The sequence below is a fragment of the Bradyrhizobium sp. SBR1B genome, from assembly GCF_014198205.1.
In the GTDB taxonomy this organism is placed as follows: domain Bacteria; phylum Pseudomonadota; class Alphaproteobacteria; order Rhizobiales; family Xanthobacteraceae; genus Bradyrhizobium.
Window position 1 is genome coordinate 212,404 of the sequence record NZ_JACIHC010000008.1, and the last position, 21,555, is coordinate 233,958.

The window sequence follows — 21,555 nt, forward strand, 5'->3', positions numbered from 1 at the left end:
TAGAGCGGTTGTCACAAAACAATTTTTGCTCTGATCAATATGAACTGCGGGGGTGAGACATGTTTGATGTCTATTGCAACGGTAAGCGGGACTTTCTCGTCATAAGCAATGGCTCCCCAATGCCCCAGCCCTACTCTTCCAAAAAATGGCGTGGGAGTAGAAGCAGAGTTCACAAGGTCAGCGACGAAATCAAGAAGGCCGTTCAGAGGCAGGGCTATTATCTTCGCAGCTTGCGAAAGACTGAGAAGACTCGGGCGAATACGCATCGCTAGTCTGGATCTCCTCTAGAATAACGCGCCTCCGCAAGTCGTGCGCAGCAGCCGTCAGATGTGATCCCACCATCAGCCCGAGCCACTTTAACTTCAAGAGAACGATCGGATCACAAAGCTCGATAGAAAGTCCGGTCCCCAGTATCGCAATGGCGCGGCGCTCCTCCGCGTCGAGATCAGCCCAGGAAATGCCTTCCATCACGCGACCTCAGAAGGTTTTGTCAGCTAGAAGCAAATGAGTGCATGATTTGCCACAGCATATCCGCGGGGGCGTCAATGTACCGACCGCTGGTTAGGTATCGATCCAGTTGCGCTGTGCTACTCCTCGCCATAAGGCCACTGTGAGACCCCTAAATATTGGCCAACCGGGCGTGTCGAAAATCTCTAACCTGCTCAGAACTCGCTGTCGCATACGCGACCTAAAACGTGCAAATGGTCACATTTGACGGGTAACGAGCTCCTTAACAGGCGCGATATCTGGATGCTGCGCCGTGGGATGAGGCGAATGTGTAGCGGGGCCCGTTACCGGATGATCTTGAAGCACTCCATGAGTTGGTCGAGTCAAGCAATTATGGAAAAGCCATCCTGTGACTTTGGACAGAGCGCACGGTCCCGTCCTAGGCACTCGCGAACTTGTGCTGACTTTGGGTATTGCCGATCAGACGAATGTCGCGGACCGTCGGGATACTGTTGAAGAAGAGCTGCCGCGGAGTATGCGCTAGCCCCCATGAACGTAGGGCGCCGTTCTACAGCCCAAATCCGCGACCAATCTCTCGAGCAAGCCTGAACGCCGCGTCGATATTGCGGCCATAGAAAAACGCTCGATCGAGCTGCGAAAAAATGCCCATTCCAAATAGCGCGGTGGCAATGCCTTTAAGCATGGCTGTGGACCGGGTTGAACGATACAGCAAAAAGTTCAAAACGGCCCCAGCCGCAGGTTGGGAGAACAGCCGGGGCCGACATTCCCATTCCATATGCCGTAATCAGCGGTAATCGGCACTCTGCCAGTTAGTCACATGAAAGCTAATGAATTCTTTCGCTCATCACTGTTCAAGCCCCGAGCCGTTGGCTCCAGCTAAGGCGCCGCGATGGATCGCGTCCACCATACCAGACAGTCCCTCCATCGAGGCATTGGTGCGACGCGGGCGAGAGTTAGATCGCCATGAAATTAGCTAATCGGCCCATTGCGGGAACAAACGTCCGCTAGTGCGGCTTACTCGGCCTCGCTGCTTGTGGAAGCGCAGCAATCGACCGTAGACCGCCAAGCGAGTGCGTCCCAATTCCTGGCCAACCTCGCTCGCGGCCATGCCACTTTCGATGAGCCTCAGAAGGTGCGCTTCTTCCTCGGGTGACCACGGGCGTGTTTCAATTCTATTGTTGGACATCGTCGATCCCATGCCGGGGATAGCACCGTGAAAATCCATTTCTGATCAGGGTTATCGTCAAGACTATTCGAACGATACCCCAATGCGATTGTCATCCGACCAGATTAGTCGGCAACTATATACGGTGCGACCTTTCTCAAGCATCAATTTGAATGTGGAATTCACGAAACGCTTCGACGGAAGTTCGATTGCCGCGCCATGTTCGGACATGTTGAGAACGCGGCAGCGTGAACTGGCGCCGTCGCCAAACATATAGGCGACCTCGTCCACATCAATGCGCTCAAGCTTCCGACGTTCTGTCATGTATGTTGCCTGCCAATGGGGCTCAATCTCCTGATGTACAGCTTTTCTCTAGCAACTGAAATTGTCGAGCAAATTGCGTTGCCAAGGCTGATCGCTCTCTGGCAAGGACCCTTCTTTGCTCATTCATGTCGTGTCCCTCACGTTCAAGCACCTCAATCAAGATCGCTTGGTTTTCAACGCTTAGTTGCTTCGCCGCAATTTCTCTTGAAATAACTGCAAATTCATCGTTGCAATCTGAGGTCATGGTAATCCCAGGACTGATCTGTCGGTAAAGATAAAACAACATCCTACCTGACTAACTTTGCTAGAATGTTACTTTGACTTTACGAGGCGCAGCTACTGGCTTATCCAGGATGCATCCTGTTACCTTCGTCTCGAAGCAGCGACCGTGCCGTCCGTGTTCATAGCCAGAGTTCAGCGACTTAGGCGTGAGAACTGGCAAGTGGCCGGATGAGGCGCAGCAGCAGCCGCCGGAAATGTGCCCATGCGGCTGGCCAGCCTCCCGCTTGCCCGGCTCTGCTCCAGGCTGGCTTGCGCCTCGCGAAGATCGGCACCACCGTCAGCGGGTTTGATTGCACAACCATGCCGGCCGTATCACTACTGAAGGCAGAGGCCCGCTGGTTCACCCCCGCGGGCCATCGTGCTACAATCCACAAGCGACAGGCAATGCTGAGCACTGCGTTTGAGAGCAGTGCTAAGGGGTTTGCAAGTCACCATTGCTGACACGGGCGTGAGACATCCCGGTCAAAGCGGGGCTCATGCCATTCCTCTCCTGGTAAGACATGGGAGACTGGGAATGATCAGGTCTATTGTATTAGCTTCCGTGGCTTTGGCTTTGGCGGCCGGCGCTGTACAGGCTCAGCAGGGCATGTCTCGAAAAGCCTTTGTCCGAGGTCTCGACAGCTGCAGGCAACTCGCTAGCGAACGTGGTTTCTCGAGCGCCGGGGGAATTATGAAAGGGCAAGGTCGCGCAAAGCGAGAGTTTGTCATCAACTGCATGCGCGGCAAGCAAACCTGAGGAGCGATCTTGTGCTCGCCGGTTCAGAGTTGCGGGCCTCTAGGCGCGCGGCTCGCCCTACTGCTCATTGCGTTTGGGGACTGCATAAGCAGGTGTGATGGTCGTCGACTCAGGCTGGTGGGTCTACGTGCTAGCATCGCCGATCGTGCGGAACGTCGCGGCACCGGCCGCAGGAGCTGTTTCAGAGCGGCACCTTGCGTAGTCGGCCGCCCGCCATGCTCGAATGCAGAGTAAGGACGTCCTCGGCTGATTAGCTTTACTTAGTTTCTTGAGCCGCTAACGAGCATTACATGCCGCACATAAGTTCGCCGTCTCTGCAGCCCCCATGACAATTCGACATGTGCTCACAATGTAGCGGCCGATTGAGCCGGGTGGAAGGCTAACACCCGCATCGACCAAGCCGGTTCGCATTTTCAAGCGCGCCGACTGCAGAAGCTCACTTGGGACGATTAAGACCGTTCCAGCTGGCAGACCCCGGTTTATGTCTCATTGGTCCCAAAACACAACGCTGCCGGGCTCGAAATGCAGGTCCCGGCAGCGTTTTCAGTCTCAAACTGAGCGCTGAAATCCCAGTTGGTTACGACAGGGCAATGGCCATGCCACAACCTTGTGACACGGCCGCCGGTTCACGCTGGCGCCGAGGATTAATATCCACGCTTCAGTCCTAGGAACGACCCCGGCCGTCGCGGGGGCTGGCTGCGGACGCACCGGGGCCGCCCCGACGCGCCACTCAGCGTGACACGCCCTTTGATAGCATCTCACCCAGATCGCGCAGATTAACTCTAGGAGGCATAACCCGTCCGACCGCCGGCTACCTCCGGTTCTTTACCTTGATCCAGTGATTCTGCCGGCCACCGCGGTACGCCGACGCGATGTTTCGAGACTAGCCCCTCAAGCCCCATGCGGCACGCTGCCCGGAATAGATCCGCGATGTCGCCTCGCTCGAAGGGGGTACGCTGATCCCATCCGGCCGGCGTGCCAAGAGCTGTTGCAAGCTTGCTTTCCGCATGTGGAGCGGCAGCAACCGCACATCGTCGCCGCCCATCGCCAGCACATAAGGCGTATACTTCCCCTCATGATCCAGACTGAACTTTACGACAACGTCTCAAGCTGATACAAAAGCGATCCCAATCCGCCTGTCGGAGCGCCACACCGCTCGGCACGGCCGGTGCAACTCTGCCGTCGGAATCCTCAGCATGAACTCATGCGGAATTCCAATCTGACTCGGTACCTCCAAATGTGCGCCGCTCTCCGACAGGTCACGTGCGACGCAGCTGAACGCGCCCCCGGCAAAATCGATCATAGCGGCCTTGAAGACGCGCCGCCGGCGTACCTTACGCTTTTCCATGACCGCGAGGAGAAATTGTTGAAAATTGTCGCAGAAAGTCCCACTCGAATCCTAAGGCGCAATTAAGGATACGCTAATCGCCGGGTTAGACCCCTCCATCTCCCGTTTGGTGGGAGTGGAAAGGGTATTGACAGACCGCCGGTCCCCGGCGAACGTTCGTCACCTCACGTCATGCTGCTTCGGCGTTAGGCAGTCCCTCCCACTTGGAGTTTAAGGCTCGGGTCCTTTACGTCCGTGCCCGACCTTAGCGCAGAGCGTCACTCTGCTTCATGTAGGTAGCTCGAATAGAGCAGTCCAAGGCAGCCCCTAAGCAGATTCCGGCTGAGCGCCATTGCGGGGTCCCCGTGGCTCGTAATGCGCGAGGTTCGCAGCCGATCGCGACGACGGTAGACACCCGCGGGACGCCTGCTTTTGCAGTGAACGTCAGGAGTTGGGGGGCTCTGGGCTAAGTTGATTTTTTGAACTGACAAAGCTTAGATATTTGCCTAACTCTTACCCATAAACACCTCGGGGGGCCACGGTGGAGCTATTTAGAGCCGAAAAGATTGGCGAAATCGAAAGCCGGCCAAATAGAGTGTGTAGATTGTGCGGAAGAACGCTCCGCTTACTGAAGGCAGTGCATTTCCCAGATCGGGAAAAGACCGTGCGCTCATTTGAGTGCGAGTGCGGCGACCGCACTTGGGACGATTAACTTTGGGCTTAGCGTTCGGCTTCGGGGAAATGGAGCAGCTGCGATATTTCGCGCCTGTTATATAGCGAGCATCCGGCTGTCGCTTCATAGGCCAAGGCGGCTGCGCAGAATGTCGCGTTCTTCGCGCAGTTCTCGGAGCCGCTGAGCATTATCAAATTGTAACGCCTGCCACTCGACCCGATCCTCTGCAGTCCACAAGTAAGACTCGCGATTGAATCGATCTTTCTCTTCTTCATCGAACTCGACGTACGTTCTTATTTCGCGTTCCACTTGGTCCAGTTGTTCTAGTAGAGTTCCCGGCATTAGCCGTTCCTTCGGCTCTGCCTCCAGCCTGCCCTGATCTTCGACGAATGGGCGCGCTGATCAATGGATATTGGCCGAGCGGCTGATACGATCATCCTGCCTAAGATCACTATCGCCATTTCCCCGCCTGGGCACGAAATATCATCCGACACCCGGCGGTTCAATTTACTCGACTCCCTTAGATGTGCAGCAAACCGGAGTCCCCTAGTCGCATAGGGGCGCGAAGCGGTTCCTATTTCGGGATTTGAGCACGGTAGTGGCGTCTCTGGTCATGTGCCGGAGGGCACATCTTCATGCAAGGGGCGTTCGAATCCAAAAGCGCATAGGGGCCTTTACGCGATCACTTATTACGCCAAGCCTGGAGCTCTTATCATATCCAATCTGCTCTGTCCGCGCAGGTTAGGATGAACGCGGTCGAAGATGGTTACACCTACGCACACGTCTGTCGGAAGTCTTTGCTCAACCATTACAGCCAAACGCCGTTATCTCAGCTCGATTCCTTTCGTTTTCACCAATCCCTAGCGAAGCAGATTTCGTGCAAGCACAAACTTTCTTTTTAGGGACTGATACGATAGAAAAACGTGCACTTGCTACCGGCGTCACCGGACAGGAAGGCGCCTATTTGGCTGAACTTCTTCTGCAGAAGGAATACGAGGTCCACGGCATCAAGCGCCAGACCTCCCTCTTCAATACGGATCGCTTTGAGCAATTGCGGCGATTATGCTGTTACCAAACGCCAGCTATTGCTCCGGGCCGGTTGGCCCAGCTAAGCTTTGCTCCTAGGGAAGTCGTCATCCGATCGACCGCAGAGCAGCACCTCGTACTCCTGGTGCCGAGGCAAGAGCCAGTCCTCGTCCTGGATAACGTTAGCCCAGTCGTCATGTGACTGTCTCACGCCTTAGACTGATACACTCTCCTGCGTGCCCAGGCTGGAGCATTGCAGCGCTGGACGCGGAACGTTGCGGACTTCTAAAGTGTCGCCACGAACGAATCGAAGTCAGCAAAGCTTCGAACGACATCAAGCCGGACCGACCATGGCACAGCCGCGATCCTCCGGATGTTCTCCTGTTAAAGGCTTGGCTAGAAGGGCGTTCAATGCTGACACCCCATAGACGGCAGGACCAGGAGATACATCAGATGGCAGCCGGAAACAGATTGTGCTGGTCACCGGTTGATTTAACCATCCATTAACCAATTTCGCTCAAGTTCCCCCTGCGGAACCGGGTGCCTTGTGCCGCTTGCATTAGGGCCCGCATGTCTCGGCGATTTCTCATGACAGCCATTAGTGCCGCCTGTTTGCTCACAGGCTGCGCAACTGCGCCATTAGCGCCAAGCAGTGCGATCGCCTGGGATGGATTGGGCCGCAATCCCAATCTGTCTTCCACGGCGAGGCGCGGGACTAGTTCTCCTCTTGTCTACGAACACAACAAGGAACGAGAGAGAGTATTACTCGCCCTTCGTCCCTATTCAGAGACGTGGTGGGCCGTGCACGACGAGATTGAAGCGGAAAACGATCGGCAGCTCAGCAAGAGGCTGGTGATCTGTCATGGCTGTCTTACTCATCCGCCATCCGAATATTCAACTGGATCCATTTCGAAACAACAATCGACCAAGTGAGGCGGCGCCTACCGGTTCGGCCTGCTCGAGCGAGCTCACGCAGGGGCCGCCAAACCGAAGAACGATGTTACGACAAAGCCCTGACGTGTAACGCGCCTAGTCGTCGAGCGTGCGCCCCGCCGCTAACCTACAGACATCTTCCAAGTTAAGCCCAATGAAGAGGTCGATCAATGCTATGCAACAAATGAATAATCCAGGGCACCAAGATGTGTCACACCCACGATCGTAAGCTTATCGACTCCGCCGGCAAAGTGGACGGACCACTCGTCTCCCTCGACGGTCAGATACGCGCTTGCGTCATAACCCTTGAAAAGCAGCTTGTCATGCTCAGCTGTTGAGGTTGTATACACATGGAAGTCAGCGATCGTATCGTGTCCGCTCCCCTTTCCATAGACAAAGGTGTCGTTTCCTTCACCTCCAAACAGCCAATCGTCGCCTCCTGCCCCATTAAGAATGTCATTGCCACTTGACCCTACCATTCGATTTGCGAGATCGTTTCCGGTTCCTGTCAAGCCCCCCTGCATCAGGGTTAGATTCTCGACATTTGACGGGAGCGTATACGAAACGCCCCACACTTGAACCGTGTCGACACCTTCGCCCGGGTTCTCGATGATCGTCGTATTTGCAGCACCGACGACATAGGTGTCGTCACCGGCGCCGCCGATAAGGGTGTTACCCGTCCCGCCCGCCTTGAGATTGTCGTTCATGGCGGTGCCATAGACGTACTGATCAGTAGCGGTGCCACTCCAATAACTGAGAGCGGTGCCGCTGGTCGGCAGAGCTCCTGGAAGCTGAAAGTTATCACTCACGAAATCGGAGATCGTTGTCCCGCGGAAGACCAGTGTCTCATAGGGCGTCAACGTCAGGTAGACGTCGAATCCGACCTGATCCATTTCTGCCTTGATTTCGCTAAACGAAGTGAAGCTAAAGCCATCCAGCTTGACTACGTCATGATCAATGGCACTTCCTGAATGGAAATCGGTGATGATATCCGAGCCATCCCCGAGCTTGATGACAAAGGTGTCGCTCCCCCCGCCCCCGGTAAGGATATCGTTGCCCTGTCCTCCTGTGATGACGTTATTGGCTGAATTGCCGATGATGATGTTAGCTTGGCTATTCGCGGTGCCATTGATAGCAGCGCCCCCGGTCAAGATGAGGTTCTCAACGTAGTTGGAAAGGGTGTACGAGGTCGATGCCCGCACTGTATCCACTCCGCCCCCGGCGACCTCCACGATTTGAGCGTTAGCATCCGTGACGATGTAGGTATCGTCACCAAGGCCGCCGATCATGATGTCGGCACCGCCATTACCTCCGATCAGATCGTTGCCGACCGTTCCCGTGAGGGTTTCGGCACTGCTTGTTCCAGCGATCGTGACGGTGTGAGTACCGCTCGACAGAAGGGTGTAATTGGCCAGCGTGTATTCGGGTAGTTGGTAGGCCTCGATCGAATCGATGATCAGGGTTGCGTTGGATCCAGCGGCTGCGGCTCCAGCCCAGCCACCCATCGCGAGATTGGCAATCATGTACATCGCCGTATTCATATCTGCGGGCGTGGGAGCCTTGGCAATCTCATCGCCATCGACAAAGAACGTCAGATCATAGGGTGTCCATTCGACCGCAAATGTATGCATTCCCGAAGTGAGATCAGCCGTATTTGCCCAAGCACCCGGGGCGGCCGTCGATCCGGTCGACGAATGGACCTGCCAATGAGCCTGATCCGGGCTCTGCCCGAATGCCTCGAGAACGTCGAGTTCAGCGCTGTACTGCCCGTTAATCGGCAGCAACCAGAAGGCAGGCCAAGCCCCCGTTGTGCTTGGTAACGTGGCCGTCATCTCGAAGTATCCGTAAGTCTGAACGAAGCTGTTTTCGCTCGAGATCATACCGGTGTAGAATTGAGCTCCTCCGACATACGGACTGATGGACGAGGAAACCGGCTGAGCAGTGATGACCAATTCGCCATTCTTGATGGAGAACGGGTTGAGGCCGAGCGAACTCGATGCCTGCGTCCCCGGCAGGCCGGTGAAGCTGCTATCGACGTAAACGCCCTGCTCCCCGCTCCCGCTCAGCAGATAGCTGGCTGAACCGCTCCATGCGTAGCTTGTCCGCCAAGTCAGACTAGGATCCTGACCGGCCGACAGCGAATTGAAATCATCGCCAAACGTCTTGATGAGACCCGACTGGGGCGTCACGATGTTGACGTTGGCTGCTACGAAGCTTTGAAGATTGGTGTGCTCAAGGGTAATCCTCTCGCCGTTTCCGAGGGCAAGGTATACATCCGTGCCTGCTTGCGTCATTGCAGCCTTGACATCGGCAAACGTCTTGAAATTCGTGCCGCTAATCTGAAGGATGTCCCCAGCCGCTCCAGCGGTAAAATCGATGATGACATCATTTCCATTTCCGGCCTTGATGACGAATGTGTCTATGCCGCCGCCACCCAGGAGTACGTCGTTGCCGAGCCCTCCATCGATCATGTTGTTGCCGGCGTTACCGGTGATGATGTTGTTAAGCGCGTTGCCGGTGGCCGGCGCCCAGGCACTCCCGGTCAGCGTCAGATTCTCGACATTTGGCGCATTGACGAGGCTATAGCCGTCGTAGTTTCCAACCAGGATCGTATCGACGCCTTGGCCGGCCTGTTCGACGACCTTTGTCGTGCGATCGTAGATGACATAGGTGTCGTCGGCGGCGCCTCCAACGAGAGTCACCGCCGCGCCGCTGGCCTGCAGCTTGTCGTTTCCCAAAGTCCCGTACAACGTGCCGGTCCCAGCAGCGGCTGGCGCATAGCTCGCGGTTGCGCTTGCGGACAAAGGATTGTCGAGCTGGACATTGGCGGCAGCCAGCGACGTGAGCGTCGCGTTTTTCAATGTTACAGTCTCGGCGCTAGACAGCACTATGACCGTATCAGAGCCAACCTGCTTGGCAGCCGCCAGGAGATTCGCAAAAGTTGCGAATCCGTAGTTCTGGACTCGCAGCACATCACCGCCAGCGCCGGCTTGGAAATCACTGACGACATCCGAGCCGTACCCTTTGGAAACCACGAATAAGTCGCTGGCTCCGCTTCCGGTCAACACGTCATTGCCGGAGCTTCCGAATACGATACGACCTGCCGCGACCGGAGCCGGCGGTTCTGTTGCTGCAATAGTCAGGCTAGCAGTGGATAGTGCGGTCAGCGATCCGTCGGACGCCGTGTAGTTGAAGCTCACCTGTCCGTAGTAATTCGCTGCCGGCGTATACGTCCAGGTGCCATTGCCGTTGTTGACGATACTGCCACCACCGCTCGCCACACTGACCGAGGTGATCGAGAGCGACGAGCTGTCGACGTCCGTAACTCCAGCAAGCAAGGCCGCCGCACTGATCGTATAGGAGACATCCTCCGTACCTGCAGCAAGCGTTACCGGCTTGGCCACCGGCGCGTCGTTGACTGCCGCGAGCATCAAGCTGGCGGTCGATGTTGCAGTCAGCGATCCATCGGACGCCGTGTAGTTGAAGCTGACCTGTCCGTGGTAATCCGCTGCCGGCGTGTAAGTCCAGGTGCCATTGCCGATGTTGACAATGCTGCCACCACCGCTCGCCACGCTGACCGAGGTGATCGAGAGCGAAGAGCTGTCGACGTCCGTGACTCCAGCAAGCAAGGTCGCCGCACTGATCGTATAGGAGACATCCTCCGTACCTGCAGCAAGCGTTACCGGCTTGGCCACCGGCGCGTCGTTGACTGCCGCGAGCATCAAGCTGGCAGTCGATGTTGCAGTCAGCGATCCATCGGACGCGGTGTAGTTGAAGCTGACCTGTCCGTGGTAATCCGCTGCCGGCGTGTACGTCCAGGTGCCATTGCCGTTGTTGACGATGCTGCCACCACCGCTCGCCACGCTGACCGAGTTGATCGAGACCGAAGAGCTGTCGGCGTCCGTGACTCCACCAAGCAAGGTCGCCGCACTGATCGTGTAGACAGTGTCCTCGATACCTGCGGCCAAGGCTATAGGGCTCGCCACTGGCGCATGATTGACAGCCTCATTGACGAGGAGGACATTCTCGGCTGTCAGCGAATTCAGCTTTATGTTGCTTAGAGTTAGAGATTCGCTATCTGAGAGATTAATGACGACATCAGATCCGACTTGCTTCGCTGCAGCCTTGAAGGCCGCGAAACTCGTAAAGCCATAATTCTCGATGCGCAGTATGTCTCCACCTGCGCCACTAGTAAAATCCCTAATCGTGTCGGAGCCAAATCCCTTGGAGACTACAAACGTGTCGCTTCCGGCTCCCCCCGTCAGCAAATCGTTACCTGCGCCCCCAGAAAGCACGTCGTTCCCGGAAGTACCGATTACAATGCTCGCATAATCGACCTTCTGGGTCTTCGTTGAGGTTGTCGAAGTTGTTGATTTTGCCATGACCGTTCCGCCGTTAATGCGGCAACGATCCAAGCTTCGCCTCAAAATCAACTTACCGGGATCCAGACAAATTGAACGAGAGCTGGTCCAGGTCTTCGCTGGCTTAATGTTCGCTGAAAAATGCGAACTTCATAGATAGTTCACTTATTGCCCACGGTCAGCATTGCTGAAGGAATGAGGCCGATCCAGGGGATTTGTTGATGCGTGTATTCATCGTTGGGATGATCCGCCGCAAATCCACTTGAGCATGGACCAGTGGGCCTGAATGCTGAAGCTATGGTTAGGGCTGACGCGGCGTTCGGCACGACACGCGGCAAGCATGAGCACGACCACTGGTTTGCCCCTCCTTGCCCGAGGTCCGCACTGAGGCGATAATCATGAATTCAAGTTACGTTAGGACGACATCTCCGGCTCAACTAGAGGTCCCAAGAGCCGTTAATCTAAGCTTGATTTTTTGGACAGACGTCTCCCCATTGGCTTCGTTTTGGAGTACGAACGACGGATCAAAACAAGAGATTGCTATGGCAAAAAAACGTGCACTGATTACCGGTGTGACTGGTCAAGATGGCGCCTATCTAGCTGAATTGCTTTTGGAGAAGGGGTATGAAGTCCACGGCATCAAACGCCGGACTTCGCTATTCAATACTGATCGCATCGATCACCTCTACCTAGATCCTCATGAGACCAATCCAGCATTCGTCCTGCATTACGGGGACCTAACGGACTCTTCGAGCCTCATACGCATTGTTGGTCAGATTCAGCCGCACGAGATCTACAATCTCGCCGCGCAAAGCCACGTGGCCGTTTCGTTCGAGGAGCCAGAATACACCGCGAACTCCGACGCCCTTGGTACGCTCCGAATTCTCGAAGCGATGCGGATCGTCGGACTCGAAAAGACCGCTCGGTTCTACCAAGCGTCAACGTCCGAACTTTACGGCATGGTCCAGGAGATCCCGCAAAAGGAGACCACTCCCTTTTACCCACGTTCGCCGTATGCTGTCGCCAAGCTCTATGCCTATTGGATCACGGTCAATTACCGTGAGGCCTACGGAATGTACGCATGCAACGGCATCCTTTTTAACCATGAATCTCCGGTCCGCGGCGAAACCTTTGTCACCCGCAAAATCACTCGCGCGCTCGCGCGCATTCATTTGGGCCTGCAGGAACGGTTGTATCTCGGCAATCTGGACGCCCTGCGCGATTGGGGACACGCGCGTGACTATGTCGAGATGCAATGGCTGATGCTGCAACAGGAAAAGCCAGAGGATTTCGTGATCGCTACCGGCGTGCAGCACTCCGTCAGGGACTTCGTCAACGTCGCCGCGAGCGAGGTAGGCATGACAATTGATTGGGAGGGAAGCGGCGCCGAAGAAAAAGGATACGATGCCGCCACAGGAAAGTGCGTTGTTTCGATCGATCCTCGCTATTTCCGTCCCACCGAGGTCGCCACGCTTCTTGGTGACCCGTCAAAGGCCAAGCAGAAACTCGGCTGGGAGCCCAAGACATCGTTCGAAAGTCTGGTTCGAGAAATGATGAAGGAAGATCTCGAATCCGCAAAGCGCGACGAACTGATCAAGCAGCACGGCTTCAGATATTATCCGCGCCATGAGTGAGCGGCGGCAAATGTAAAACGGAAGGGCGGGAGCTTGAAATCGCTCCCGCCCTTTTTGATTCTTGGTATGCCGGCCCGTTTTCATCAAGGCAGAGGAACGCCATCCTTCACCGGAATTGGGACATCCATAGCTCCAAGAGTGGGCTTTGGCGCTCGAGCAAATGGAGCCTTCATGGTTGCCATCTCCTCGATCCAGCGCCGGACGATTGTTCGGCGATCCCAACGCTCGATGGAACGTCTTCGCCCCTCAGCGCCCAACTCTTCGCAAAGCCCACGTTCGTCGCTCAGCTTCACAATTGCGGCGGCAAGCGCTCGTGAGTCGCCCGGAGGAATGACCAGCCCAGCGCCATCAACTTCCGCAGCGAGCCCAGTTCCTCGACTTGCCATTGCAATGACCGGCCGTCCGGATGCCAGGATTGCGCCGAGCTTTGAAGGCAGGACTAGGTCGGCCGCCTCAGCCTTCTGAGGAATGAGATGAAAGTCAGCGGTCGCCATCAACTCATTGAAGCTCTCATTGGGCTGCAAATCCAAAAAGTGCACTCTTGAATGACCCTCCGCCATTTCGACCAACTTAGCCTTGTGAGGTCCCTCACCAGCGAGAATGAGATGAATATTGGCACGACTATCTTCCAAAGCTGCAGCCGCACTGATTGCAAGATCTAGGCCCTGCTTGTTCGACATCGTGCCTGAGTAGAGCCCAACAGTCGCCGTGTCGGGAATGCCCAGTTGTCGACGATAGCTAGTCTGCCTGGATGCGGGAAAGATAGCACCCGTATCGATCCAATTCCTGACCTCGCTTGTGCGTCCCATCTCCAAACCCTTGCCATGCAGACGAGCAACCATCTGCGGAGAGATCGATGAAACTCTGTCAAACGAGCGGATGATGGTGGCTTCCGCCTTGAGCATCCCCCTTCGCAGATTCTCATTCTGAAGCAATCCCAGATCGAAGGCCGCGTCGACCTCGAAATCCTGCACATGCAGCCAAGACTTGGCGCGAATCCGGCGAGCCATGAAGGAGACGAATGCAGCTGACATCAATGAGGGCGCCACCGAGAGCATGATGTCAGGGCGCCAGCTAAATGCCTCTTTCGCAACGGGCAGCACACTGCTCAATGCGAAGGATGCATGATGAATCAAACGCTTCCCGCCCGATGGCTGCGCAGGGACGTAAATCGGTGTGCGCGTGACGCGGACACCGTTGACGTCCGTTGCCCTGAAATATGACGCACTAAAGTTCGTCGGGATCTTCCAGGCGGGATAATAGGGTGGCGCGGTGATCACCCTAACTTCGTGACCTTCGTCGACGAGGGCTTCGCACAACTCCGTATTGTACTTCGCCACCCCAATTAGGTCGGGCGCGTAATTGATACCGACTAGAAGAATACGCATTGATACATCCAATGAAAAACGATTCAAAAAACTTAGCAATCGAAGTATTTGGGCTGCTCAACTCGCCCGGCTGGGTTCCAGGTGACGGCCATGGCCCTGAAGGAAGTCTTCAAAGGCCAAAGCAATTCCCGCCCGAAGCGAAGTGGTGGCGCGCCATCCAAGGGCGTGGATCCGTGAGCTATCCAGGAGCTTGCGGGGCGCACCATCAGGCTTGGAAGTATCGAAAATCAACCTGCCTTCGTAACCGACGACCTCGGCTACAGCCATCGCGAATTCGGCGATCGATAGCTCGTCGCCGCTACCGACGTTAATTGGCAGGTCGCTTGAATAGTTCTTCAAAAGGAAGACGCAGGCGTCTGCAAAGTCGTCCACGTTGAGAAATTCTCGGAGCGGCGTGCCGGTACCCCACACGGAGACGCTGGGCGCATTGGCCATCTTGGCTTCATGGAAGCGCCGGATCAATGCTGCAGGGACGTGGCTATGATCCGGGTGGTAGTTGTCGCCGCGGCCGTAGAGATTGGTCGGCATCACCGAGATGAAGTCATCGCCATATTGCCGACGAAAGGCCTGGCACATCTTGAGGCCGGCGATCTTCGCAATTGCATACCACTCGTTGGTCGGCTCGAGGGGCCCCGTCAACAATTCACTTTCGGCGATCGGTTGCTTGGCGTGCTTGGGATAAATACAGGATGAGCCCAGAAACAGCAGGCGCTGCACGCCAACCGTATGGCTTGCGCGGATAACGTTCAATTCCAGCGCAAGATTGTCGCAAAGAAAATCGACCGGGAAATTGTTGTTGGCCGCGATACCGCCGACCTTGGCAGCGGCGTGAACCAAGACGTCGGGACGATTGGCTTCGAGCCATCTCAGCGTGGGCTCCTCTTTCGTGAGGTCCAACTCACGTCGATCGGCAACGAGCAGGGTGCAATTCTCTGATGCAAGCCTTCGGACGACAGCTGATCCGACCATGCCGCGGTGACCCGCGACAAAGACGCGCTTGCCCGCGAGATCGTAGGCTGAGACCCCTGTCATCGTATCCTCTATCGACGTCCGGCTTGGCGAATCACCACTCCGAGGAGATCCAGTCACCGCCGCCTTACGCAATGACGCTGCCGATGCAGCGCCGCCAGTCTGGTAACACAATCTTCACCATGGGACAGCCTATCCAGATCCGACAAAGATATTCATGGTGAACTCATGCTGGATGCACAAGAAAGCAGCACTCAGCAAACAAAATAAGAAAGGCAGCCGCATGCTAGGTATGCGGCTGCCTTTGAAGAGATCCTTCGAAGAACGGCGGGGCCGCTCGAATAGCTCAACCTCAGTACGCCCGACGCAGGACAGGACCGACAGACGCGCAAACGCGGTCCATATACCAGCCATAAGGTGTCTCGACCCGCACGAGGGGGCAACGACGCCACGGCACATACCGATATGGGTACGGCTGAGCCCAGAACGTAATGGGAGTGACCTGGCTCTCGCCCGTGAGCAGGGCCGCCGGTGCTGACATTTGCATTGCCGCATTTGCTCCCCTCGCGGCGCCGAGGGAAACGATCGCAGCCAGAAAACCTGCTCGCATCAACGTCTTGAACATTCCAAAAAGCTCCTGGCCCCTGCTTGAAGCCCGACTTGCATCGTCAGACCCTGGCGTACCGACGGCACAGTCCGGAAACCGCCCCCCGCGCTAATCTCACGATAAGTCCAAGTTTACCAAGGACGCCGGCAGAAAAGCAACCGATGCCGCGGCGGCTAAAGGGCCTTTGTGTCGATATGGCATAAGTGTGGCTTCTCGGTCCTATTTTTCCGCGCTCCAGGCTCCCGGGGCAGCCAGATCCGGTGAACGGCGGTACAGATCCCGAAGGAACTGGTAGTTGACCGTTTGAGCCAGCGGCACACCCTCCTCGCCGAGTTTGGCGAACAAGAGGATATCGCGAAGCGTCCGCCAGCGGCTCTCGTCGTAATCTGCGATACGGCTGCCGGTAGGCAAGACCAAGCTGCGCTGCTGCTGAAGCTCGAATATCAGACGCCCGGATTTCAATCTTGAAGGGTCAAAGCCGGAAAGAACAGCCTCGCTACGTGCATAGTCGGCATACACGAACTGCCAGCCCCGGATGATGCCCTGGAGCACGTCGGCAACGACGGACGGCTGGTGACGTATGAGCTCATTGCTGGAGAAATAGACCAGCCCTGGAACGTGAATGCCGTAGTCCTGCGGCTTGATAACGTTGAGTCGTACATAACCGACGGCGGATGGATCGGGCTGTTCGTCGATCGGAGCGATTATGGCATCGACCTCGCGAGTGTAGAGAAATTCGAAGCTGTAGCGATCGGGCACCTTCGTGATCTGGCTGCGGGGCAGTCCGAGTTGGGCAATCATGGCGTCGAAGACCACCTCGCCCTCACTGCCCTTGCGGTAGCCAACTTGCCTGCCAACCAAATCCTGGGGTCGGCGCAGGCCGGAGCTTTCCAAGGTGAATATCGCAAGCGAAGTATCGAGGAAACTTGCGGCGAAAGCTGTCACAGGGACGCCGCGCCAGGCCGCCAACAGGAATTTTTGGCCGCTCGTCACGCCAATAGCATGGTCCCGTGCGACGGCCTCGACAAAGCTGGGGTCGTCCGGGTTGGGGCGAAGCGTGATCGGGGTCGCGAAAAAGCCCTGCTTCGCAGCTGCCAACTCGCCGGCGAATCGCGCGTCATATCGTCCGTCAATATAGAGATTTGCCATGGCCGCATAGCTTGATGGCTGCTGCGGCGGCGCCCGATCCGAACGAAGCGCAAGGGCCGCCAAGCCGAGCAGAGCTACTGCGGCAAGGCCGATCGATACAAACCGACGAAGTTGCCCTCTGCGCCGGCGTCCGGATTGGCTTCGAAGCACCTCGAGCATCCTAACGAACTAGAAAATTGACATATCCTCAAAGATACATTGTAAGCTACAATTCTCCCTAGGGGGGTAAGGTTACTTTTCCCTTCTTCTTGTTTTAATTACAGTTTCGCCTGATAGCTCGGCACGTTCGGATAGCTAAGTTATTTTTGATTGAGTTGTGGATACGATGACGATTTTATGGACTGAACGGACGTCCTCGCGTGATTCGTCGGCGGACACTCGCAATCCAGAACAAGCCCCTCCTTCGCCCTTTGGTTCAGGGTATAGCTGGCTTCGTCCTTCGGTTGTCGAACGGCTGGTGATGCTGACCGACGCAGCCCTGGTGATAATCGCCGGGATCGGCTGCGCAGTAGTTTACCACCTTCACGTGCACGCTGAGGTTGCCAAGATCAATCAATATGCCGCCGGGAGCCTCTTGGTCGCGCTCAATTTCGTCCTCCTTACCACCGTCCAGCACGGCTACCGCATCAAGACAATCACCAATTTGTTGCGTAGCTTCCGCCTGACGGTGTCCACTTGGACGGGCTTGTTCGGCGCTCTGCTCGCCATCGCCTTCACTATGAAGGTGAGCGAGGAATTTTCCCGCGCGACCACGATCTCGTTCTATTTGCTGGGCCTTGCCATGCTCTTGGCTTGGAAAACCGTCGCCGCGCGGGCGATCGCACGTGGCTTGCGCAGCGGCGCTTTCGCCAACAGTCCCGCCGTGATGATTGCTGAGTTCGGCCTACCGGCCTCGTCCAACGCAATCCAGGACCTCGCCCAGCATGGCTATCGTCTGAGGCGCATCATGGAGATTCGCTCCAACGAGCTTGCATCGCCCCTTCTGCTTTCGGCGATCGCGTCCCGGCTCGACGAACTGGTCGGTTATGCGCGGGAGAACCGGATCGAGCACGTCTTCCTGCTGATGAGCTGGAACCGTCAGCACGCGATCGACAGCATTCTAGACGCACTAAAAATCCTGCCCGTTCCCGTGCATCTGGTGCCAGACGCACATGCTGCGCGCTTCTTACGCCATCCGCTGCAAAGTACCGGCAACACCTGGACGGCCGAACTGCGCCGCGCACCGCTATCCTGGAAGGAACGAACGGTTAAGCGCACGCTAGACCTCCTGGGTGCCGGCCTTGCCCTGATCGTCTTCACCCCCGTGATGCTGATGACCGCCCTCCTCATCAAACTGACATCGAGAGGCCCGGTGTTCTTTCGCCAGACTCGCAATGGCTTCAACGGACGCGCCTTCAAGATCATCAAATTCCGCACCATGCGCGTCCTGGAGGACGGCCCGACCGTTCGCCAGGCGGAGAAGGACGATCCGCGCGTAACCCGCATCGGGAGGTGGCTGCGAAAGACGTCGATCGATGAGTTGCCACAGCTGTTCAACGTACTGAATGGCGACATGTCGCTGGTCGGTCCCCGTCCCCACGCTACCGCTCACAACACCAAATATGAGCAGATCATCGGCAATTACGCCTTCCGCCATCATGTGAAGCCCGGTATCACCGGCTGGGCGCAAGTTAATGGTTACCGTGGAGAAACCCGCGCCATCGAGCTGATGGAGAAGCGCGTGGAGCACGATTTGTGGTACGTCAACAATTGGAGCTTAAGGTTGGATGTTTGGATTCTGGCACGGACAGCCATCCTCACTCTGTTCAAGCCGAGTGCCTACTAAAGGTTCACGGAATCCCGTTCACTGAGTGAAAACCTTACACGCTGGATTTGCTATGCGATGGATGCTAGATTTGAGGGCGGCAGCGCTAGCACTGACCGGTGCCCATCCTAGCCTGATAGACACTTGAGTGCTCCAGCTTTGTCGCTCGCACGCACCGCAATTGGTTCTATCTGGTGGAGCATAGTGGAAAACGGCAGCTTGACTGCAGTTTCCTTTGTGGCCCTTATCATCTTTGCCAAACTTCTCGAACCCAATGACTTCGGCTCTTACGCAGTAGCAGTGTCGGTAATCGAGGTCGCTGGCATCTTCACCAACATGCTGTTCCATGACGCCCTGGTGCGAGAGCCCAAGGCAAGCGACGCACACTTCAACGCGGCATTCACAGTATCGCTTCTCGTCAGCATTGTAGTCTTTGTCATCTTGCTGACCATATTCCCGCTTCTGGCGACCCTTGTGGGTGATTCGAGAATTGGCGACATCGGCCGCGTGCTCGGAGTTGCACTACTAATCGAAGCTCCAACGAGCATCTTGAACGCACGTCTGAGGAAAGAGTTCGGCTTTCGACTTCTCGCAATTCGTACGCTGATTGGCCGAACTGCTGGAGCAGCAATCGGAATACTGGCAGCCCTGCAAGGATTTGGTATCTGGTCTTTGGTTATCCAATCGCTTTCGATGACGATCTTGGGCTGTGCCACCTTGGTTGTGTTGTCCGCGTGGCGCCCTCGTATGACAAGAGAACTGCGACCTCTGGCCGATGTGCTCAACTACAGCGTTGGAGCAGTCACGTCACTCGCAACCAACTTTGCTACCAAACGCGCTTTCATCTTCTTTGCGGGAGTATTTCTCGGGGTCGAAACAGTCGGTTTCCTTAACATCGCTTTTCGACTTGTCGATACGGTCTGGGCAATCTCTGCAACTGCCATTTCACAAGTAATGCTCCCTTTGATGGCTCGATTGCAAGACGAGCGGGAGCGACTTCTTAATTCATACAAAATCGTTCTCGGGATAGGGTGCAGTCTCATATATCCGCTCTTCGTAGGGATCGGCTGCGAAGCACGTGAACTGATCAGCGTAATCTTTGGAAATAAATGGCTGCCCGCGGCTGAGCCGGCGCTCTGGTTAAGTCTGCTGGTTTTTGTTCAAGCTCCTCGCCTATTCATGACATCGCTGTTGAGCGCCATCGGCGAGATCAAAGGTATCCGCTCTGCGAACCTCATAGCCCTTGCGTTTATGGCCGTAGCTATTGCCGTTACACGCCTGGCCGATACGAACTATGCACTATCAGTCTGGTCAAGCTGTGAATGCTTGGCGCTCGCAATGTTGACCATGCTTGTTTATCGCAAGTGCGGCCTCTCTCCGCACGAACATCTTCGGATCGTTATCCCCCCCGCGATCGCGTCGTGTCTGATGGCTGTCGCAATCAGCCTCACGCGACACTTCTTGCCAGATACACAGGCCGGCTTGAATATTCTGCTTCTCTCGGTTGTCGGTTTCTTGGCTTACGCAGGACTGTCGCTCCACGCCAAGGATTCTCTGATGCTCGCAGTTGGGCTTTGGCGTACACATAGATATCGCCCGCCTACAACGGATTCATAAGGGCCTCGCGCCATGGCAACTCTCAGCAGCGCTCACCTTCAGGTGGCACCAGATCCCTCGGAACTGGCTTCCGTGATAATCTGTAACTACAACTATGAGAAATTTGTCGGAGAAGCCATTTCGAGTGCTCTCAACCTCGATTGGCCTCGCGTGGAAGTGATCGTCGTCGATGACGGCTCAACGGATCGGTCTCGAACCGTCATTGAATCATTTGCATCTCGCGGCATCAAAATGATTTTCCGAGCTAATCGAGGCCAAGCGAGCGCTGCTGAAGAAGGCTATCGCAATAGCCAAGGCAAGTGGATTCTTTTTCTCGATGCGGACGATACGGTCCATCCATCCCTGATTTGCGAAGCTCAGGCTGTGATGAGACCCGGCTGGTCGATGATCCAGTTTCAAATGAAACTGATGGACGAGACCGGCCGGTTTCTCGGAAGCGTCTTCCCAAAGTACAATAAGCACACCACACCTGAGAAGATCAGGAGGTCGTTGGCCACCACGGCCAGCTATCCGACCCCCCCCGCATCGGGAAACCTGCTTTCAAGACAGTTCCTCGATAAGATTATGCCGTTGCAACAAGATATGGATAGATTCATCGATAGCTATTTTTTGGCAACAGCCCCCTTACTGGGCGATGTAATAACGGTCCGCAAACCGTTGATTTCATACCGAATGCACGGCAAAAACGATGGAGCTCAACTGACTCTGGATGTCGCCCGCATAACACGCGATTTGCGAAAACACATCACGCGCACTGGTTACGGTGCCGAGCTCGCGCGCAACTTTGGCATCAAAGTCGCCCCCGACCGATGGCGTTACGGATTCTATAATCTTGCAATGCGCATCGCGTCTCTGCGGCTCGCCCGTGAAAACCATCCGATTCAAAACGATACAATCTTGAGATGCCTGAGAGATGGTGTAGTTGCTACCTGCAGTCTGCAGGGGCTCACCCCGTCGAGACATGTGGCAATGTCACTTTGGCTCGTATGTGTTGCCTTGGCGCCGAAAAGGATTGCCAACGTTCTCGTTTCTTGGCGATTCGCCCCCATGTCTCGTCCCCGATTTGTGCAGCGAACGGTTCAGTCGGCCTGA

General features: G+C 55.9%; 13 protein-coding genes and 1 pseudogene. 5 read left to right on the forward strand and 9 right to left on the reverse strand.

What is annotated here, in order from left to right:
* Positions 1-11: 11 nt before the first annotated feature.
* The 5 genes from GGD61_RS41440 to GGD61_RS22075 form a co-directional block, all read right to left on the reverse strand.
* On the reverse strand, positions 12-266 hold the full coding sequence (locus GGD61_RS41440; RefSeq protein WP_183231123.1) for a hypothetical protein: 255 nt from the start codon (positions 264-266) through the stop codon (positions 12-14).
* Positions 267-1,717: 1,451 nt separating this feature from the next.
* Positions 1,718-1,957, reverse strand: a complete 240-nt coding sequence (locus tag GGD61_RS22060) for a PilZ domain-containing protein (RefSeq protein WP_183231124.1) — start codon at positions 1,955-1,957, stop codon at positions 1,718-1,720.
* Between the two features lie 22 nt (positions 1,958-1,979).
* Positions 1,980-2,201, reverse strand: coding sequence for a hypothetical protein (locus GGD61_RS22065; protein ID WP_183231125.1), 222 nt, complete (start codon positions 2,199-2,201; stop codon positions 1,980-1,982).
* A 1,879-nt stretch (positions 2,202-4,080) separates the two neighbouring features.
* Positions 4,081-4,323: a PilZ domain-containing protein gene (locus tag GGD61_RS22070; RefSeq protein WP_183231126.1), complete on the reverse strand. Its 243-nt coding sequence runs from the start codon at positions 4,321-4,323 to the stop codon at positions 4,081-4,083.
* A gap of 775 nt (positions 4,324-5,098) precedes the next feature.
* Positions 5,099-5,317 (reverse strand): hypothetical protein, encoded by a 219-nt coding sequence (locus tag GGD61_RS22075; RefSeq protein WP_183231127.1) that lies wholly within the window; start codon positions 5,315-5,317, stop codon positions 5,099-5,101.
* A gap of 571 nt (positions 5,318-5,888) precedes the next feature.
* Here GGD61_RS22075 and GGD61_RS40560 point away from each other — a divergent pair.
* Positions 5,889-6,029, forward strand: a pseudogene (locus GGD61_RS40560) (GDP-mannose 4,6-dehydratase); the annotation flags it as partial.
* 1,078 nt (positions 6,030-7,107) lie between these two features.
* Here the strand turns inward: GGD61_RS40560 and GGD61_RS22085 are convergent.
* The gene (locus GGD61_RS22085; RefSeq protein WP_183231129.1) at positions 7,108-11,316 is read right to left on the reverse strand and encodes a cadherin-like domain-containing protein; all 4,209 of its coding nucleotides are present in this window, start codon (positions 11,314-11,316) and stop codon (positions 7,108-7,110) included.
* Between the two features lie 521 nt (positions 11,317-11,837).
* On the opposite strand from GGD61_RS22085, the gene gmd reads away from it, so the two are divergent.
* The gene (gmd, locus tag GGD61_RS22090) at positions 11,838-12,929 is read left to right on the forward strand and encodes a GDP-mannose 4,6-dehydratase (RefSeq protein WP_183231130.1); all 1,092 of its coding nucleotides are present in this window, start codon (positions 11,838-11,840) and stop codon (positions 12,927-12,929) included.
* An 83-nt stretch (positions 12,930-13,012) separates the two neighbouring features.
* Here gmd and GGD61_RS22095 read toward each other — a convergent pair whose 3' ends face one another.
* The 3 genes from GGD61_RS22095 to GGD61_RS22105 all read right to left on the reverse strand — a co-directional run bounded on the left by GGD61_RS22095 (position 13,013) and on the right by GGD61_RS22105 (position 17,042).
* Positions 13,013-14,317: a WcaI family glycosyltransferase gene (locus GGD61_RS22095; RefSeq protein ID WP_183231131.1), complete on the reverse strand. Its 1,305-nt coding sequence runs from the start codon at positions 14,315-14,317 to the stop codon at positions 13,013-13,015.
* Between the two features lie 57 nt (positions 14,318-14,374).
* Positions 14,375-15,349 carry a GDP-L-fucose synthase gene (locus GGD61_RS22100; RefSeq protein WP_183231132.1) on the reverse strand — a complete coding sequence of 325 codons (975 nt, stop codon included), beginning with the start codon at positions 15,347-15,349 and terminating at the stop codon, positions 14,375-14,377.
* 763 nt (positions 15,350-16,112) lie between these two features.
* Positions 16,113-17,042, reverse strand: coding sequence for an ABC transporter substrate-binding protein (locus GGD61_RS22105; RefSeq protein WP_246785975.1), 930 nt, complete (start codon positions 17,040-17,042; stop codon positions 16,113-16,115).
* A 460-nt stretch (positions 17,043-17,502) separates the two neighbouring features.
* On the opposite strand from GGD61_RS22105, the gene GGD61_RS22110 reads away from it, so the two are divergent.
* The 3 genes from GGD61_RS22110 (at position 17,503) to GGD61_RS22120 (ending at position 21,555) form a co-directional block, all read left to right on the forward strand.
* A complete protein-coding gene (locus GGD61_RS22110; RefSeq protein WP_183231168.1) occupies positions 17,503-18,867 on the forward strand; it encodes an undecaprenyl-phosphate glucose phosphotransferase in 1,365 nt (454 codons plus the stop codon).
* A gap of 123 nt (positions 18,868-18,990) precedes the next feature.
* Positions 18,991-20,463: an oligosaccharide flippase family protein gene (locus tag GGD61_RS22115; RefSeq protein WP_183231134.1), complete on the forward strand. Its 1,473-nt coding sequence runs from the start codon at positions 18,991-18,993 to the stop codon at positions 20,461-20,463.
* Positions 20,464-20,475: 12 nt separating this feature from the next.
* Complete coding sequence (locus GGD61_RS22120) at positions 20,476-21,555, forward strand: glycosyltransferase family A protein (protein WP_183231135.1); 1,080 nt, start codon at positions 20,476-20,478, stop codon at positions 21,553-21,555.

Excerpts from the sequence above, each read along its gene's own strand:
- GGD61_RS41440 (WP_183231123.1), bottom strand. The coding sequence starts at position 266 with ATGCGTATTCGCCCGAGTCTTCTCAGTCTTTCGCAAGCTGCGAAGATA.
- GGD61_RS22060 (WP_183231124.1), bottom strand. The coding sequence starts at position 1,957 with ATGACAGAACGTCGGAAGCTTGAGCGCATTGATGTGGACGAGGTCGCC.
- GGD61_RS22065 (WP_183231125.1), bottom strand. The coding sequence starts at position 2,201 with ATGACCTCAGATTGCAACGATGAATTTGCAGTTATTTCAAGAGAAATT.
- GGD61_RS22070 (WP_183231126.1), bottom strand. The coding sequence starts at position 4,323 with ATGGAAAAGCGTAAGGTACGCCGGCGGCGCGTCTTCAAGGCCGCTATG.
- GGD61_RS22075 (WP_183231127.1), bottom strand. The coding sequence starts at position 5,317 with ATGCCGGGAACTCTACTAGAACAACTGGACCAAGTGGAACGCGAAATA.
- GGD61_RS22085 (WP_183231129.1), bottom strand. The coding sequence starts at position 11,316 with ATGGCAAAATCAACAACTTCGACAACCTCAACGAAGACCCAGAAGGTC.
- gmd (WP_183231130.1), top strand. The coding sequence starts at position 11,838 with ATGGCAAAAAAACGTGCACTGATTACCGGTGTGACTGGTCAAGATGGC.
- GGD61_RS22095 (WP_183231131.1), bottom strand. The coding sequence starts at position 14,317 with ATGCGTATTCTTCTAGTCGGTATCAATTACGCGCCCGACCTAATTGGG.
- GGD61_RS22100 (WP_183231132.1), bottom strand. The coding sequence starts at position 15,349 with ATGACAGGGGTCTCAGCCTACGATCTCGCGGGCAAGCGCGTCTTTGTC.
- GGD61_RS22105 (WP_246785975.1), bottom strand. The coding sequence starts at position 17,042 with ATGGCAAATCTCTATATTGACGGACGATATGACGCGCGATTCGCCGGC.
- GGD61_RS22110 (WP_183231168.1), top strand. The coding sequence starts at position 17,503 with ATGCTGACCGACGCAGCCCTGGTGATAATCGCCGGGATCGGCTGCGCA.
- GGD61_RS22120 (WP_183231135.1), top strand. The coding sequence starts at position 20,476 with ATGGCAACTCTCAGCAGCGCTCACCTTCAGGTGGCACCAGATCCCTCG.